Source organism: Streptomyces spinoverrucosus, from assembly GCF_006539505.1.
Taxonomy (GTDB): domain Bacteria; phylum Actinomycetota; class Actinomycetes; order Streptomycetales; family Streptomycetaceae; genus Streptomyces; species Streptomyces spinoverrucosus.
This window is the reverse complement of the sequence record NZ_BJND01000045.1, coordinates 53,255-69,783: the sequence shown is the minus strand read 5'-3', so window position 1 is coordinate 69,783 and position 16,529 is coordinate 53,255. Positions and strand designations below refer to the sequence as shown.

Here is a 16,529-nt window from a genome sequence, read left to right as displayed (position 1 = left end):
ACAGGCCCGTCAGGGGGCGAGCAGGACAAGCACGGCCGTGACCAGACCGGCCGCGATCAGACAGACCAGAACGGACGAGCCGATCCCGTATGCCATGTACAGAACCCGCGCCCGGCGCGGGTAGCCGGCTGCGGCCTGCCGGTCGCGCAACCGCAGTCGCAGGTAACGCCCACTCTCGGGGGCGTAGTTGGACACACCGAGCACGTGGGAGAGCATGGTGTATCCGTCCAGCGGGGGAAGTGGCAGAAGGTTGACCAGCGCCTGAACGCTGCCCAGCAGAAGCAGACCCGACAGCACCCGGCGGGTGGGATCGCCCGCTTCGAGCGCCGCCCACCAGACGGCGAAGGGCAGCAGGAAGAGCAGGTTCGCGAAGGCGCCGGCCGCGCCGATCACCAGCTGGTGCCAACGGCTTTCGAGGAAGCGGTAGTTGTCGACCCGGCAGTACATGATCGCGACGGGCAGCCGCCAGCGCAGGCCGATCTCGCTCACCGTGCCGCCGTAGTGCCGGGCCGCGATGCCGTGTGCCAGTTCGTGGCCTGCGGTGCTCAGCCACAGCAGGGTGAACACGGCGAGCAGCGCCACCGGCTGGTGGAAGAGCCACCAGGTGTCCCGTACGAGCGTGCCGAGCCCGACGGCCAGGACGACCTGCATCGCCAGGCAGAGCGCCAGCAGGGGCAGCAGGACGTGCCGGCGCAGCAGCGGACGCAGCGCCCGGTGCAGGCGCCCGGTGGTCGCGTCGGCGTCGGCGACCAGGCGCAGGCTGCCGCGATAGAGGTTGCCGGTGAAGGGCGGGGCGGGCGGCGTGGCGGCCACCTCGCGGTCGGGTGCGCCCGCGAGCAGCCGTTTGGCACCGAGCAGCCCCAGCAGTTGCTGCCAGTTGGCCTCGCCCAGCCGTCGCCCGAAGGCGGCGGCGTACTCGTCGCCGATCTCCTCCAGACTCCTGACGCCGTCCAGCCGGGAGATCAGGAAGTACTCCTTCGGCCCGACCTCGAAGGCGGAACCGTCCGCGGGGTCCCTGATCAGGTGCACTGTGGCCGGCCCGCGCAGCAGCGGCGCGCTGAGCAGGATGTCCGGCCGCAGCCGGGGACGGTGGGTGAACACCTCGGTCCGCTCAGGTCTCATGAGACGGCCTCCGTCGTGCCTCTGGTGCCGGAGCGCAGGACCCGGCCGAGAATGTGCGAGAGGTACGCCTCGTCGCGGATCGTCACATGGAGGCGGTTGTTGGTCATGTGCATGTACGGCGACAGCAGCAGCGGAAGGGCGACGGCGGGGTCGGTGACCTGTTCGTCGCGGGTGCCGTCCCAGGAGCGGAAGACGAGCTCGCCCGCCTCGGCCAGAGCGACCGCCTTCTCCCGCAACTCCAGGCAGTGCGCCGCCCAGCCGCGCAGGAAGGCAGGCAACCGGTCGAGCCGGTCCGTGGCGATGGCCCGGCGTATCTCGTCGAAGCGGCGGCCGAGGCGCGGGGCCATCTCGGCGTAGTTGCGGTCGTACTCCGTCGAGCCGATGAAGCCGGTGCCGGGGAAGGCACGGTGCCAGAACTCGTAGTAACGCTCCAGGTAGTCGGCGAGTTCGTCGTCGTCGGCCAGGAAACAGCCCGCCATGACCATCATCAACTGCGCCGACGTACCCAGCAGCACGGTCCGCAGGTGCAGGTTCATGGTGCCCAGCGCGTCGATGACGAGATCGCTGGAGTGCGCGAAGTGCCACTCGGCCAGGGCGACGCCGGCGGGTCCGCCGTACTTGCCGTACTCGGGCTCGTACGGCTCATAGGAACGCGAATTGTTCGGCCGCAGCCGCATCCGGCCGTCGTCGCCCATGAAGTCCCCGCGGTCGCCCTCCGGGAACTCGATCTCGAAGAGCGCGTTGTAGAACTCGTTGAGGAAACCGGAGTCGACCTCGTAGAGGGCCGGCCGGCTGCGCAGGAAGGCGTCGACGGACTCCTCGGCGCGGCGGCGCACTTCGGGCGTCGCCTCCTCGGTCGCCGGTTTGAGGCGCAGCCGTACGTGCGGGCCCTCAAGCCAGTAGTTGATGAAGAAGTGACCGGCGAGCAGCCCGTCGTCCTTGAGTCCCGCGATCAGCGGGCCGACGCAGTTCACCAGCAGCGGCTGGGGGTTGGCGGCGTAGAAGATGTGCATGGCCTGCCACGCGCCGGGGGAAGGGGTCAGCTCGGACACGGGGCGTTCTCCTCGGTGCCTCGGGTGGTGGTGAAGGTCTCGACCGAGAGTTCGGCGACGTGGCTGCCGCGCTCGGAGACGACGTGCAGACCGTGCTCGGCGGGCAGCATCTCGCGCAGCTCGACCCGGTCGTCCGGCGACTTGACCAGCGACTCGAAGGCGGTCAGCGACAAGGGGCTGTCGAAGTCGACGTACTGCGGCTTGGCGCCCGCGCCGCCGCGAGGGCCGCTGGAGACGGTGGCGAAGACCCGGGCGGGCAGGCCCTGTTCGCGACACCAGCGCCGCCAGGCCAGGAACACCTCGTCCTCCGGGGTACCGGCGGGACGGATCGGCAAGGACGCGGCGGTGGTCGACCAACTGCGCCGCGCCAGGACGAGGTTGCCGTGCCTAACGCGCGGCCGGCGCGTGACCCCCTGGTGCGCCGGGCCGTGCGGGACCCCGGCCCAGACGTCCAGCGGCGCCATCGACGTCGGCGACAGCAGGAGCAGCGTGCGCGGTGTTTCCGGCAGGGCGAGGGGTACCAGGTAGCCCAGGTACACGGGGATGACCTCGCAGCCGAGGCGCTCGGAGCGCAGCAGCAGGCGGTCCGCGGCCTCGTCGTGCTCCAGGCGCAGATCGTCCAGGTGGATGCGGCGGTCCTCGGGGACGCTGCTCGCCTCGCCGGGACACACGATCTGATAGTCGGTGAGCCGTCCGTGGAGGTTGAGGTTGCTCGTGACGGGGCCGCCGGTGAGCTCGGCGAGGACCGCTCCGGGCGGTGTGAGCCGCACGGCCTGCTCCCGCAACAGGTCGGACAGCCCGGGGCCGTCGTCCCAGACATGCGTGAAGCGGCTGAAGGGGAACGACAGCCCGCCGTAGGAGCGGTTGAGCACCAGCAGCCGCTCACCGCCCTCGGAGGTCACCTGCAAGTGGTGGCTCTGCGGGGTGAACGGCGCTTCGAGGCCGTCCAGTTCGGCCGCGACCTCGGCGAGGTGCCCCTCCTCCAGGACGACGTCGCCCGCACCCGTGTACCCCGCCCACAGCTCACGCATCCGGCCGATGAACGCCCGCCGTCCCCGGTCCAGCGCCCTGATCTCTTCCAACCCCAGCCAGTTCTCCTCCGGCACGTAGTTACCCTGCGCGTCGAAGGGAGCGCGCTTGGCGGTGAAGGAGAGGTACTGGTCGAAGAAGTCCTCGTGGAAGTCGTGCACGAGACCGAGCAGGTCGTCGCACCGGCCGCCCTTGCCGTAGCGGGCGAGGAAGAAGCCCTTGAACGTAACCCGCTGCGGCAGGGTCAGGTCGAACGCCGGAAGGATCCGCTCCACCGAGCGCAGCGCCCCGCCGTCCGCGCCGGTCCAGGCGCCCAGCCCGCACGACACGTCCTCGCCCGCGTCGGCGTCCTCGTACAGCAGCGTCTGCGGCAGCGACACCTCCGCAGCGCCCAGCAGCCGCTGTGCCCCGCTCAGCGAGGCGCGCAGCCGGCGCAGCAGCTTCGCCCGCCCGGCCGTGTCCGCGCCCGGGTACTCCTCGATGAGCGTGGCGGCATGGCCGAGTTCGCCGGCGAGTTCGCCCGCCCAGGAACGGTCCAGCCCCCGCAGGGCGTCGCGGAAGGACCGCAGCGGGTCGACGGTGTGCACGTCGGTGTCCAGGCAGGGCACGCGGATCATGCCCAGGTGCAGCAGCGCGGCCACGTACGTCTCGCACAGCTCGGCGTCCGCCTGCCCGTCGTACTCGGCGCGGAGCCAGTCGACCACCTCCCGGTAGCGCAGCTCCCGCTCGCTCAGCAGGGCGATGAGCCGGTCCAGGGTGCCGCTGCGGCGCAGAAAGAACAGCCGGTCCTTGACCGCGTCGAAGGTGACCGCGGCGTCGTCGTCGCCGGTGGTGACCCAGCGGCGCACGTACCGCACGCGCTGGTCGTCACTGCCCCAGCCCGACGCGAGCCGGACGGGAAGGTCGGCGCGCAGCGCGGGGGAGGTGAGGATCTGCTCCGCGAACCGGGCGAGCACGACGACGTTCAGCCGCACCCGGCCCCGCCAGTCGGCCCGGATGCGCACGGAGGGGTCGTCGCTGTCGTCGAAGGCGCCGAGGGCGACGCCGGTGAACGTGCTGAACGGGCTGGTCTTGCAGGCCGTCCGGTACAGGTACGACAGCACCGAGCGTTCCACTTTCCGCAGCCGCTTGTCGGGCCGCTCGCCCACGCCGAGGCGCACGTACGGCTCCAAGCGGGCTTCGAGGGTCGGTGAGGCCAGCAGGAGTCCATGGCGCAGCCGGTCCTCCTGCAGCAGCGCCCGCAGCGCCCCGCGCGTCCGGTCGAGTTCGCCGCTCAGCACCTCCCGGCCGTGGGCGTGCAGGCCGGCCAGCGCGCGGCGGTCGTCCAGCCATCGTCCGGCCCGCTCGGCCACGCCGGAATCCAGCGTGGCGAGCAGCGTCAGGACGTCGGCGGGGTGCGCGGGCAGCCGGTTGTTGAAGATGTCCCGGCGCAGGGCGAGCAGCTGACGGCGTATGACGCCCTCGTCGTCGGGGAAGACCTGGTCGGCGGCCGGTACGAGCGCATGGAGTACGTCGCTCAGTTCCCGGCCGCGTTCGAGCAGATCCTGCTCGGCGGACAGGACCTCGTCGGCCCAGCGGGCGGTGTCGGGGCAGCGCAGGTCACGGACGGTCTCGATGGGCAGGCCGGCCACCCGCAGGAGGAAGCGCCGGCCCGGCTGCCAACTGGTTCTTCGTGTCACGGCGGCCCCCTGTCAGGCGATGTCGGAGCGGAAGTCGGCGGGCTGCGGCCGCTCGTTGCCGAGCAGCATGATCAGCAGGGGCGCTTCCCCGGAGTTCTCCAGGCCGAGCTCCTCGATGTAGGAGATGTTGTCGAAGCCGAGGGCGACACCGGCGCCGAGCCCCAGCGCGGCCGCTGCGGTGTAGAAGGTCTGCGCGATCGCCCCGACGGTGGCATTGACCAGCCGGTAACCCCGATCGCCGACGGCGTCGAGGACTGCCGTGGTACGCATCGCCGGAACGATCACGGCGGCAGCCTGTTCGAGGTTGTAGTTGGACAGGAAGTAGTTCCGCTGCAGGAACGAGCCCGGCGCGCCCGGCACCACCAACTGCAGGGTGTGGGTGCCGGGTTCGTAGGCGTACGCACCGGGTTCGACGCCGTCGACGTGGTTGACGAAGGCGTACAGCCGTGCGAGCCGTGGCGTGCCGTCGGGTTCGGCGTCGCTGTGCAGCCGTGCCTCGGCGCAGGCGGCGAGCGTGGTGGCCAACTGCGCCGCGGTCACCGGGACGGTCGCGTCGAAGCGGCCGAAGCTGCTGCGCCGCGCGCGCAGCGCCGCACGCAGACTGACCTCGGGCAACGCGGCGGACGGCAGCGCGACCGGATCCGCGGTCCCGGCAAGGGCGGCCGGTGCGCTGCTGTCGAGCGCGCCGGGCGCCGGGCGGTCCGTCGCGTGTTCGGCCGTCGCGCGGTGGATGCGCCGCAGCGTGTCGAAGTCGAGCACGGTCCGGGACCGTTCCAGGTCCTGCCGGGTGACGGCCGCACCGACTGACTCCGGGGCGTCGGAGGTGGACCGTTGTGTGTCCCAGAGCAGCGGTACGACGGCGAACAGCCCTTCCTCGTCCTCGCCCAGTCCGAGCAGCCGGGACAGCCGTGCCTCGTCGAACCAGAGGGCGGGTGCCAGCCGCAGTCCACGGGCACGTGCCCAGATGTGCCAGGTCTGCAGCAGCGCTCCGACGTCCATGCTCACGGCGTGGAAGGAGAAACTGTTGTACTTGAACGCGTTCTGCCAGTACTTGACGCCCAGCACCAGGTACTGGTCCGTCGCCTCGCCGTGCGCCCCGAGGGCCGCGCGGACCTCGCCGCTCACGTCGCCCGCCAAAAGGCGCTGCATGGCGTGGTGCGGCGGGGAGTAGTAGTGCGCGCCGGGCGCGAGTGGTCCGGACGGGCCCGAGACCCAGTAGACGCTCACGGGATACAGACCGCCGCCCGAGGCCGTGCCCCGGGACCAGTTGGCCTGCGGGTAGTGGGGGAGGGCCCCGAGGTCGGTGTTGGCCTGCACGCCGAGGCGTCTGCCCACCAGCCCGTAGGAGTCCAGCAGCATGCCGGACAGCAGGGGCAGCGAGAAGGGCAGTGCCTCGCCGGAATTGCCGTCGGGCAGGCAGCCGGCCGTCACCGTGGCGTGCGAGGGGTACGTCGTGTCGGGCAGCGGGAACGACTCGGCACCCGGGTAGTACTTCGCCTTGCGCGGCCGGTCCGCCCAGTCGGGCACGAAGTCGGCCGGCTCCATCGGAACACGGCCCCGGTGCATGATGGCCGTGGCGTATTCATGGGCGTAGCCCATGGAAGTCTCCTCTGCTGTGGCATGGGGCTTGGAGCAGTGCGGTGCGGGTCGGGCGGTCACGGGAACGGGTGCGGGGCCGGATTGAGGTCGGCCGGTTCCAGGTCCCGCTCGCGCAGCCCCGCCTCGCGCAGTGCGGTGCGCAGCCGCGGCATGCCCAGGGCACGCTGGCGCGACCAGCCGAAGTCGATCGGCAGCAGCCCCGGGACGAGGACGCTGAAGGTGTGCAGGCCCAGCCGCCGCTGCTCGGGCAGGGTCTGGTCCACGACCACCACGTCGAACCCGGCGGCGGCCACCGCGGCGACACACCGCTCCAGGTCGTCCCGCAGGTCGGCCGAGGCGGGCGCACCGCAGTCGTCCGGCCAGGCGAGATCGGAGACCGCGAGCGGCGGCCGCGTGGCCGGGGCACGCAGCAGGAAGTCGGCGTGGACGCCCATCTCGGGGATGCCGTAGACGAGCGGGTGGTCGTGCAGCGCGGTCACCCTCGAGAAGTCCTCCGCCATGGCGCGCAGCCTGGCCTCGTCGCGCAGGGATCTGCCCTGGAGATTGACCGCGTCGGTGGCTATCTCGCACAACGCCGCGTCCAGCGCGGACTCCGGATCGAGCCCGGCGCCCGCGCCGAAGCACATCCGGCCCAGGCCGCCGTCCACTCGTTCCGCGACGCCGGTGACCACGGGGATCGGGAAGGTGATGCGGGTGTCGAAGAATCGGGCCCGGTAGCCGTACATCGCCAGCCGGTCCACCATGTGCCGGGTGGCGGGGCGGGCGCTGGTGGCGGGGTCGATCTCCGGCAGCGGCTGCCGCCCGTACCAGGCGAGGAGGAAGGCGTCCCGCTCGACGACCTCCATCAGGCCGAAGTAGACCGCCTCCTCGACACAGCCGCCAGACGCACAGCCGTTGGAGCTCTCCTGGACGAACCGGTTCTCCAGGCCGGGCGCGTGATAGTACGTCAGGATCTCGGGCACCAGCCGCGGAGCCCGGTCCCGCAGGGAGTAGCCCCACACCCAAGGGATCTCACGGTCCGGCGTGAACGGCAGGACGTGCGGATTCTCCCGGTGGAACGCCTCCGAGTAGAGCCCCACCTGCCTCGGGTCGACCGCGTCGGCGCCGAACTCGTCGAGCGTCCCGGTCACCGTCGTCCGCTTGCCGCGCGCCCGCATGCCCGCGTACCGCTCCAGCCCTTCGAGGACTCCGATCCGCGCACTGGTGTCGAACGAGCTCGCGTGTCCGCCCCAGAACGTCTCCCGCAGATACTCCCCGGAACGCATCGAGAAGCAGCCGATGGTCGCCGACGTGGACGTGGACGAGACATCCTGGACGACGGACGGGCCGAGCGCACCGCACACCGGGTTCGCGAAGGCCGCCACATCGATGTCGTACGCCTCGATGCTCCGCAGCCGGAAGGTCCCCGGCGCGTGCTTCGGCGCGGGGGCCAGGGTGACGACGGCGCCCTCGGGCGTGTCGGGGACGGGCCGGGAGCAGGCCGGGCACTGGGGGTCGGGGACGAGGGGATACCGGCGGACCGACAGCGACTCCAGGTCCAGCACATGGACGTCCGGGAAGGGCTCGCGCGCCGGGTGCGCGTGTGCCTGGGCCACGAGCGAGGCGAGCGCGTCGGCGGCGAACGGGACGGCGTACGGCCAGGGCCCGGACTCGTGCGTGGCGCCGCCCAGTTCGAGGGCGTCGCGCAGCGCCACCGAACGGACCGCCTGCCAGCGCCTGGTCAGGCACTGCGGGCAGGGCGACGCGCCGTCGCCGGGGAAGGGGCCGACGATGGCCTGCCGCGCGTACAGGTGGACGGGGACGGTGCCCTGCGTGCGGGGGCTGCGGCCCTCGGCGAACGCGTCGCCGAAGCCCAGCGCACGCACCGACACGGCGAGGTCACCGTGGCCCTGCCCGTCCAGCGCCGTCCGCAGCAGGTCGGCGACGAGGCGCACCGGACCCGGTGCGGGGGCCGACCTGGCCGTCGTACTAACCGACACGCCGGGCCTCCGACGTCAGCAGGACGCGGACCACGTGGACACCGGCACGCTCCAGGTCCGCGGAGCCCGTCGGTACGACCAGGGCGTCACGGCGCTGTTCGCCGAGCCGGCGCAGCACGTCCGTCCACGACGGCGTGTCCGCCCGCGTGGCGGTCACGGTCCCGGAGACGGCCAGCGCACGCGGATCGAGGTCGCCGAGCACCGGAGCCCCGAACGAGGTCCCCTCCGCGAAGCCTTGCTGCTCCAGCTGGACCTCCCCCAGCAGGTCACGCAGCGCCGCCGACGCCGCGGCCGGGTACGACAACTCGGCCGCCACCGCCCAGCGGGCCCCGGCCCGGGCCAGTACCACCGCCACCCCGGAACGCTCCCGCTCACCGAGGTCGAGCAGTTCGGCCTCGACGCCGAGATTGGCGGCGGAACGCACCAGGAAGGTGAGCTCGGGATCGGCGTCGTCAGGAACGGCGATCCTCGGCACGCCGGAACCCCGTATCGCCCGCTGGAGCGCGTCGTACGCGAGGGCCGACAGCATGCCCTGCGCGGCAGCGTCCGTGACACTCGCACCCGCACTCATGCCGGCGCCGGTCGCCTCGAAGAGCCGGTCGCGATTGTCGGCACCGAACGGACGTACGGCCTCACCCGGCACCAGGAACCGCTCCTTGGTGAGCAGAGAGGTCGCGGCGACCCACCCGCGTACGTCGGTCGGCGCACCGCCGATGCCGCTCCAGGTGCCCAACTCGGCCGGGGCCAGGCGGACGGTGGGCTCCGGCGCCCCGGCGTGGGAGTGCGGGACGACGTGCTCGGCGTAGGCCTCTGCGGCGCGGTGCAGGGCGCGCATCCGCGCCCCCGCCACGTGGTGGACGTCGGCGGCGGCGATACGGCTGAGGCGTCCGTGGCCGAGGGCAAGCTCCACGACGCTGAGCTTGAGCGGTGTCTGCGTGATGCCCTCGTCGTCGTAGCGAGAGAAGACACCGGCGTGCCGGCGCAGCAGCACCGAGCGGTGGTTGAGCGCTTCCACCAGGGCGTCCGCGTCGCGGGCCGTGTCGACGGTGGGCAGCGCGAGCGCGTCGCCGTTCGTGTCCGCGCTCGCGAGATCCACCTCGGGAAGATCCGCCTCCGCGTCGTCCGCGCACCAGGGACACCGGGGATGGGGCAGCAGCGGCTCCGAGGCGACGTCGAGCGACTCCATGTCCTGGATGATCAGTTGTCCTGCCGTCTCGGCGGGCAGCGCGCCCGTCGCCGTCTTGAACACCTCGTAGCCGAGCAGGTTGCCGAGCATCGCGGCCAGCGGCCGGCCGGGGCGGGCTCCGGGAACCGGCGCGGCAGCCGGCTGGTCGAGCGCGAGGGAGCTCCACACGTCGGCGGCCTGCGCAGCGCCGCCGCCCGCCCCCAGGCGCAGCACGGCACACGCCCAACACCCCGTCGCCTGGGCCGACATCGACGGACCGACGACCGCGTGCCGGCCGAACGACCAGGCCGGTATGAGGGTGCGGCCCGCGGGCACCCCGGCACGCAGCAGCGGGAACACGGTCCGGGGCGCCTCGGGCCCGCCCGTGACGATGACGACGTCGTATCCCTCGAAGTCCGCCCAGGTGAGCGGTGCGTGCGGGCCCTCGGACACGGCGAGGTCGTGGACGTCGACCGGGCAGCCGTCGGCACCGGCGGCCTCCGCCTCGTCGGCGATCCCGTCCCGGTCGAGCCCCGGCAGTACGCCGATGGTGGCGCTGCCGTTGCGGAGCAGGCTCAGGACGCACCAGCGGGCCACGAGATCATTGCCGACGACGGCCACCCGGGTGTCGCGGAACCGCTGGAAGCGCCGCGCGGGGTCGTCGGCGTAATGGTCGGTGTAGGCGATCTGGGCCGCGTAGCGGCGCGCCACGTCGTCGGTCGGCTCGGGCCCGTCGAACGCGTCCGGCGAGGGTCTGGAAGGGACGTCCCGGGCGAAGCCCCGCTCGTACAAGGTGCCGACGAGCTCGCCGACCATCACGCGCTGCCGGTCACCGAAGCCCGCACAGATCTCGGCGACGGTGTGCTCGCCGTTGAGATGCGGCACGAGCAGGGTGGCGAAGCGGTAGGCCGACTTGGCCGTCAGCCGGAAGCCGCCGTCGGCGTTGTGGAAGAGGACGCCGTCGGGGGTCTCCGTGAACAGGACGTCGCGTCGAATGCGGGGGCGGGTTGCTGCGACGGCTTCGTACCGTGCGGAAGGCATGCTGATGTCACCTCTGGTTGGGGGGCCGGGTGGTAGAGCGTTGGCCGGTGGGAGCGCTGGCCGGGCGGGGTCGTTGCTGGGGTCAGCCAGGGGTCGGCGCCGTGACGAGGCGGGTCCTTGGCGGGGCGGTCGCGTGCTGACGCGCGTAGACTTTGAGCAGTTCGTGGATGCGGTACGGCTTGGGCGGGCCTTCCTCGATGAACCCGGCGTCCGCCAGCTGTTCGAGCACCTCGTCCGGCACGACCGGCGGCATCGCCGGATCGGTGGTCCGAGCGTCCTCGTGCTCCATGGCCAACAGCAGGAACGCCTGCCTCAGCTCGGGGCTCAGCCGCTGCAGAGCCGCCTCGAAGACGCGCGGTACGGACATGAGCGGCTCGTCCGCCAGAGAGAGCCTGGCCGGCAGATCAGCGGCCAGCCACGCCGCGCAGTCGCCGATGCCGAGGCCCGGACGCGTCAGCAGACGTGCCGCGGCGATCCGCAGGCCCAGGGGGAAGTGCCCGCAGATCCGGGCCAGTTCACGGGCGGCTTCCGGTTCTTCGGCGACCCGCTCGGCTCCCAGTGTGCTGATCAGGAGTTGGTACGACTCATCCTCGGCGAGCGTGTCGAGGCGGTGCACCACACCGCCATGGGTGGCGACCAGGCCGGCGAGACCGCGTCTGCTGGTCACCACGGCGACCCCCTCGGCGGCGGTGGGGAGGAGGGGCCGTACCTGCTCCGCGCTCACCGCGTCGTCGAGGATGAGAAGACGGCGTCCGGCTCCGTTGGAGGGGGGAAGTTGGGCGCGAGCGTCGGCGGCGTCGAGCGGGCTGCCGTCCGTGCCGGTCATGACGATGGTGAAGCGGCCGCCGGGAAAGGCCTCCTGAGCCAGGTGGGCCGCCTGCAGGGCGAGAGCGGTCTTGCCGATCCCCGGGGCCCCGGAGATCACCACCGGACCGGTGTGCGGATCGTCGGCCATCAACCCGCGTTGAATTGAGGTGAGTTGTGTCGCCCGGCCGGTGAAGCAGGGGACCGGCGCCACCGTGGCGATCGTGACCGGCGCTGTCTGCGTAGGCAGTGAGACCCGGGCGGCTTGCGCAGGGGGAGCGGAGGGCGGAAGCGGCGCGGAGGCAGGCGCGGAGTCCAGGGCATCCGGCGACGCGGGGCGGGGCTCATCTGCCGCGCTTGATGGGAGTGCCGCCCTGGCGGATGCTCCTGCCTCGATCGCGAGGCGGGTATGGCCCGGCGGGCTGTCGAGAACCTCGCCACGGAGGATCGCCAGCTCCAGGCGCTGCAAGGGCGCGCCCGGGTCGATTCCGAACTCGTCCTTGAGTCGCTCCTTGACAGACCTGATCTGAGCAAGCGCCTCCGTCTGGCGGCCGGTTCGGTAGAGAGCCTCGATCAACTGCTCAGAGAACCGTTCCCTCTCCGGATGGCGCCTTGCCACGTCCCACACCTCTGCCAGCACCTCGCGACATCGCCCGCGCGCCAGTTCGATGTCACAGAGGCGTTCCAGCACCCTCAGGCGCTCCTCGGTCAGCCGGGGCGCCTCGTCGCGATGGAGCATCTCCGACGAGACGTTCGCCAGCACCGGCCCGTGCCACAGGGCGAGAGCCTCCCTGAGCACGTAGGACTCGGCCTCGGCGTCACCGGCTGAATCCGCCGTGCGGACCAGCTCTCGGAAGCGGACGAGGTCGAGGGTCTCGTGGTCCATCCGCATGCGGTACCCGCCAGGGACCGCCTCGATCGTGTCGTTCGCTATCCCGTACTTCGCAAAGATCCGCCGCAGCCGCAGGACGCAGCTCTGCAGGGCAGCCCTGGCCGTGGCGGGCGGTTCCGTGTCCCAGACGGCCCGCACCAGATAGTCGGTCGACACGGCCGCGCCGGAGTGGATGAGGAGGGCGGCCAGCAGGCTCGTCGGTTTGGACGGCTGCAGGACGGCGGCATGTTCACCATCGGCAATGCTGAGCAGTCCTAACAACTGGAACCGCATTCTGTTCATCGCTCCGTTTTGTCTGGCGCAGGGGGTTGTTTGACGCGCGACGACTCGACAGGAAAGCACGGAAAGGAATCCGCTCTTGCGGCAACGGCCGTCCGGCCCCTTATGGGGTGCCTTTTAAGTGTGTGCCGTCGGACACCTTAGTGACGAGCCGGAGTCAAGTCGATCCCCTGATCGAAAAAATTGAAAACGTGCCGGATTCATGTCTGTATTCCTCGAGTACCCTGCTTCATCCTTCATGTCCAACCTGTCTCCGCTGGCGCGAACTACCGCAGGCAGGAGTGGGGTTGGGGCGTGGTGGGCGGTCGGCCGTCAGTGGACGTCGCGGATCGGCTGGAAGATGAATCCAGCTCTGCTTTCCTTGATTTGCACTCGCGCCGGCCAATGAAGTCGAGTGAATTTTGTGCCGTCACGGCTTCACCTTTCTGAATGAACGAGTCCCGGTGGAGCCGTTAATTCCTGCCGTCGGGCCGGGATCGGGTACGCGAATTGTGTGCTCGTACCGGGACTCGGTATGGCGGGGTATGGGGCCGTGTCGCTTCCGGTCGACCGCTGTGCGAGGCCGAACGCGCGACCGATCCGATCGGTTGCGCAGTGTCAGCATCAGGCGGACTCTGGATCTGATGAATCGGGCCGGTGAGGGCACCATGAGCCATGCGAGGAAGGCGAGCGGGGACATCGACTTCCGAGGCCCGCTGGACGTTCGGAGGGCTGCCACGTTCGTGGTCGACGGCCAGGACATCGTGATCGGCTGGAGTCCCGCGGCGCAGCAGCTCCTCGGTTACGGCCCGACTGAGATCGTCGGGCAGCCCGTCGGCACATTCCTGAGACCCTCGGCGGCAGCCGACTCCCGAACGGCCGAGCCGCTCGTGGCGAGCCCCGCCGAGGCGCCGGCCCCGTCATTCCCGGACCGTGACCTGCACACCGCCGTGCACCGTGACGGTCACCGACTGCAACTCGTCACCGCGGTCTGTCACCTGGCCGGGCAGGCACAGCGCGTCGTCGTGGTGGCCGACAGTGAAGGGCTCGCGGAATGGGACTCCCGGCTGGCCATGTTGGACGGTCTGGCCACCCAGTCGCCTCTGGGTTTCGCCATCTATGACACCGAGCGCCGTCTGGTGTGGTGCAACGCCGCTTCCGAAGAGGAACTCGGGCGGCCGCTCGCCGAAGTCCGGGGCGGCCCGGCCGATGAGCTGTATCCCAGAGGCAGAGTCGTCACACCGGGTTATCCGGAATCGCTGGATGCGGTCATGCGCCATGTGCTGGAGACCGGGGAGCCGATCCTCGATCTGCACTTTCTCGGAGAGCAGCCCAGCGACCCCGGGAGGGTCCATCTTTGGTCCTGTTCCTATTACCGGTTGCAGGATGCGGACGGCCGAACGCTCGGGGTGTGCGAGGACGCGTTCGACATCTCCGACCGTTACGAGGCCCAGCGGCAACTGAATCTGCTGGTCGAGGCCGGCCGCCGCGTCGGCACCACGCTGGACGTGATCGCCACGGCCGACGAGTTGGCCGCGGTGGTGGTGCCCGAGTTCGCCGCCGCCGTCGAGGTCGACCTCGCTGCGGTGGTCCTGGACGGCGAGGTGCCGGACGCTGCGGGTCCGACGGGGGGCGAGCTGATCCGCGCCTCCTCCTGCTCGGCCTCCCATGCGGCCGCGCCCGAGGGCCCGGCGCACTCCTCCGGGGCGCTGAGACATCACCCGCATCCTGTGGAGTACGCGAGCGGCTCGCCCCAGCACCGCAGCCTCGCCTCGGGCGGGCTCGTGCTCGAGGACGACACCCTGGTCGTGCCGTTGCGCGCCAGTGGCACGGCCCTGGGCCTTGTCACCTTCGTACGCCACAGGGGATCGGCAATCTTCGACCGCGCTGCCGTCGCGGTGGCGGACGAGTTGGCCGCCCGGGCCGCGGTCTCCATCGACAACGCCCGCCGCTACACGCGCGAACGCGCCGCCGCCCTGGCTCTCCAGCGGCAGCTCCTGCCGCAGTATCTGCCGCCGAACTCGGCGGTCGAAGTGGCTCATCGCTACCTGCCCACGGACGCTCTCAGCGGCGTCGGCGGCGACTGGTTCGATGTCATCCCGCTGTCCGGAACGCGTGTCGGGCTCGTGGTGGGAGACGTGGTGGGCCATGGTCTCCACGCGGCGGCCACCATGGGTCGGCTGCGTACGACAGTGCGGGCGCTCGCGCCGATGGACATCCCGCCCGACGAGCTCCTCAAGCGGCTCGACGATCTGGTGGGACAGTCGGCGGAGGTCGCTGCGGACCCCTACGGAGCGGCCGCCGGCAGCGATGACGTGGCCACCGGGGCCACCTGCCTCTACGCGGTCTACGACCCCGTCTCGCGGCGCTGCACGATGGCCCGCGCGGGCCACTTGCCGCCCGCGATCATGGAACCGGGCGGACGCGTCAGCTTCCCGGACCTGCCGGCCGGCCCACCCCTGGGTCTCGGCGGACTGCCCTTCGAGTCCCTCGAGGTCGAACTGTCGGCGGGCAGTCTGCTGGCCCTCTTCACTGACGGGCTGGTCGAGTCGCGCGACCGGGACATCGACAAGGGGCTCGACACGCTTGCGAGAGTCCTCGGCGAGGACTCGAACTCCCTGGAGGATCTCTGCGACCGTGTCATTGCCGAGCTCCTTCCCGGCAGTACGACCACCGATGACACAGCTCTCCTGCTGGTCCGTACCCGCGGGCTCGACAGCCGCAGGGTCGCCGCCTGGAGCCTGCCAGCCGAGCCGGTCGCCGCCGGCCAGGCTCGGGAGCTGGTCACCGGCCAACTGAGTGACTGGGGACTGGACGAACTCGCGTTCACCACCGAGCTGATCGTCAGCGAGCTGGTCACCAATGCCGTGAGGCACGCCAAGGGCCCGCTCCGCCTGCGGCTCATCCGCGACAGCACCCTCGTCTGCGAGGTGGCGGACACGGGGCACACTGCCCCCCACCTGCGCCACAGCGCGGACGACGACGAGGGAGGGCGCGGACTGTTCATCGTGGCCCAGCTCGTCCTGCGGTGGGGGACGCGCTACAGCCGGGACGGCAAGTCCATCTGGACGGAGCAGGCCCTGCCCCCGGGCTGACCGCGTCGTGCCGGGGCCCGGGCCCGCAGTCGGCGCGTCGCGTCAAGAGGTCAGATGAGCAGTGAACCGTAGAGAACCGCACCCACAGCGGCGAAGGCCACGTCGGCCCACTGGGGCCATTGAACGGGTGTCCCTTCCCGCCGCGTGGGCGAGGGGCACTGCGGCCATGGCGGGTCACAGAATGCTGAAGGCGGCGGAGCCGGGAGAGAAATGGCCTGACGCGACGGCGGCGACTGCGTAGCCAACGATTGCCCCTGTTGCTGTGGCCGGGAAGCCCGGGCCGAAGGGATTCCAGGCGACGGAAGCTGTCTCGCGCCGGAGGGCGCGGACACAGAGCGCAATGGAAGTGATCACTGCGGCAGCCGCGGCTGCGGTCCACAGGATTACGGGGACGACCAGGAGGGGGCTGGGCGAGTTCATGGGATCTGTCTCGTGAGCAGGCTGTGGTGGTGCCCGGTCGGACGGCCTCGCGGTGCCGAGGACACCGGCGCGAGACGCGCGACTATCGCAGCTGTCGCGCTGATGCCCGCGGCGGAGGACTCGTTGGTGTGAACGTGTGAGTCTCCACGACCAACGGCGGCTCGGGCGGCAAACGTCGGTGACACCAGGAGCGCCGCGTGTGCTGCCACGATCGCGGGCCCCGACGCGTCCGCACCGCTGATCGCGGGCGGTCTTCTGCTGATGCGGACCCGGCGCCGCCAGATGTGGCCGGCGGTGACGGAAACGCGGTGAGCTCAGCCCACCGGTCGCGAACGAAGTAATACTCCGTCAGATGGAGGCGTCCGCCCTCGCCGGGCAGGTCGGCTGGAGGGCG

At 71.2% G+C, this 16,529-nt stretch carries 8 protein-coding genes; 1 reads left to right on the top strand and 7 read right to left on the bottom strand.

Translation table 11 applies throughout. The features are described 5' to 3' along the window. Window positions 1-9: 9 nt before the first annotated feature. The 7 genes from SSP24_RS28285 to SSP24_RS28255 all read right to left on the bottom strand — a co-directional run bounded on the left by SSP24_RS28285 (window position 10) and on the right by SSP24_RS28255 (window position 12,644). Window positions 10-1,122 carry a zinc metalloprotease gene (locus SSP24_RS28285; RefSeq protein WP_141312537.1) on the bottom strand — a complete coding sequence of 371 codons (1,113 nt, stop codon included), beginning with the start codon at window positions 1,120-1,122 and terminating at the stop codon, window positions 10-12. Further along, window positions 1,119-2,135, bottom strand: coding sequence for a lantibiotic dehydratase C-terminal domain-containing protein (locus tag SSP24_RS28280; RefSeq protein WP_141312553.1), 1,017 nt, complete (start codon window positions 2,133-2,135; stop codon window positions 1,119-1,121). The genes SSP24_RS28285 and SSP24_RS28280 overlap by 4 nt, the downstream gene beginning before the upstream one ends. Before the next feature lie 26 nt (window positions 2,136-2,161). Next, entirely contained in the window at window positions 2,162-4,882 is a 2,721-nt protein-coding gene (locus SSP24_RS28275) for a lantibiotic dehydratase (RefSeq protein WP_141312536.1), read from the bottom strand. A 12-nt stretch (window positions 4,883-4,894) separates the two neighbouring features. After that, window positions 4,895-6,481, bottom strand: a complete 1,587-nt coding sequence (locus SSP24_RS28270) for a nitroreductase family protein (RefSeq protein ID WP_141312535.1) — start codon at window positions 6,479-6,481, stop codon at window positions 4,895-4,897. Between the two features lie 56 nt (window positions 6,482-6,537). Next, on the bottom strand, window positions 6,538-8,460 hold the full coding sequence (locus SSP24_RS28265; RefSeq protein ID WP_141312534.1) for a TOMM precursor leader peptide-binding protein: 1,923 nt from the start codon (window positions 8,458-8,460) through the stop codon (window positions 6,538-6,540). After that, on the bottom strand, window positions 8,450-10,666 hold the full coding sequence (locus tag SSP24_RS28260) for a TOMM precursor leader peptide-binding protein (RefSeq protein WP_141312533.1): 2,217 nt from the start codon (window positions 10,664-10,666) through the stop codon (window positions 8,450-8,452). The genes SSP24_RS28265 and SSP24_RS28260 overlap by 11 nt, the downstream gene beginning before the upstream one ends. An 82-nt stretch (window positions 10,667-10,748) precedes the next feature. After that, complete coding sequence (locus SSP24_RS28255; protein ID WP_308439652.1) at window positions 10,749-12,644, bottom strand: AfsR/SARP family transcriptional regulator; 1,896 nt, start codon at window positions 12,642-12,644, stop codon at window positions 10,749-10,751. Window positions 12,645-13,288: 644 nt separating this feature from the next. Between SSP24_RS28255 and SSP24_RS28250 the strand changes: the two genes are divergently transcribed. After that, window positions 13,289-15,715 carry a SpoIIE family protein phosphatase gene (locus SSP24_RS28250; RefSeq protein ID WP_141312532.1) on the top strand — a complete coding sequence of 809 codons (2,427 nt, stop codon included), beginning with the start codon at window positions 13,289-13,291 and terminating at the stop codon, window positions 15,713-15,715. Window positions 15,716-16,529 lie beyond the last annotated feature (814 nt).

Bases quoted from the DNA above. Each gene is read 5' to 3' on its own strand.
- SSP24_RS28270 (WP_141312535.1), bottom strand. From the start codon at position 6,481: ATGGGCTACGCCCATGAATACGCCACGGCCATCATGCACCGGGGCCGT.
- SSP24_RS28260 (WP_141312533.1), bottom strand. From the start codon at position 10,666: ATGCCTTCCGCACGGTACGAAGCCGTCGCAGCAACCCGCCCCCGCATT.
- SSP24_RS28285 (WP_141312537.1), bottom strand. From the start codon at position 1,122: ATGAGACCTGAGCGGACCGAGGTGTTCACCCACCGTCCCCGGCTGCGG.
- SSP24_RS28255 (WP_308439652.1), bottom strand. From the start codon at position 12,644: ATGAACAGAATGCGGTTCCAGTTGTTAGGACTGCTCAGCATTGCCGAT.
- SSP24_RS28250 (WP_141312532.1), top strand. From the start codon at position 13,289: ATGAGCCATGCGAGGAAGGCGAGCGGGGACATCGACTTCCGAGGCCCG.
- SSP24_RS28280 (WP_141312553.1), bottom strand. From the start codon at position 2,135: ATGCACATCTTCTACGCCGCCAACCCCCAGCCGCTGCTGGTGAACTGC.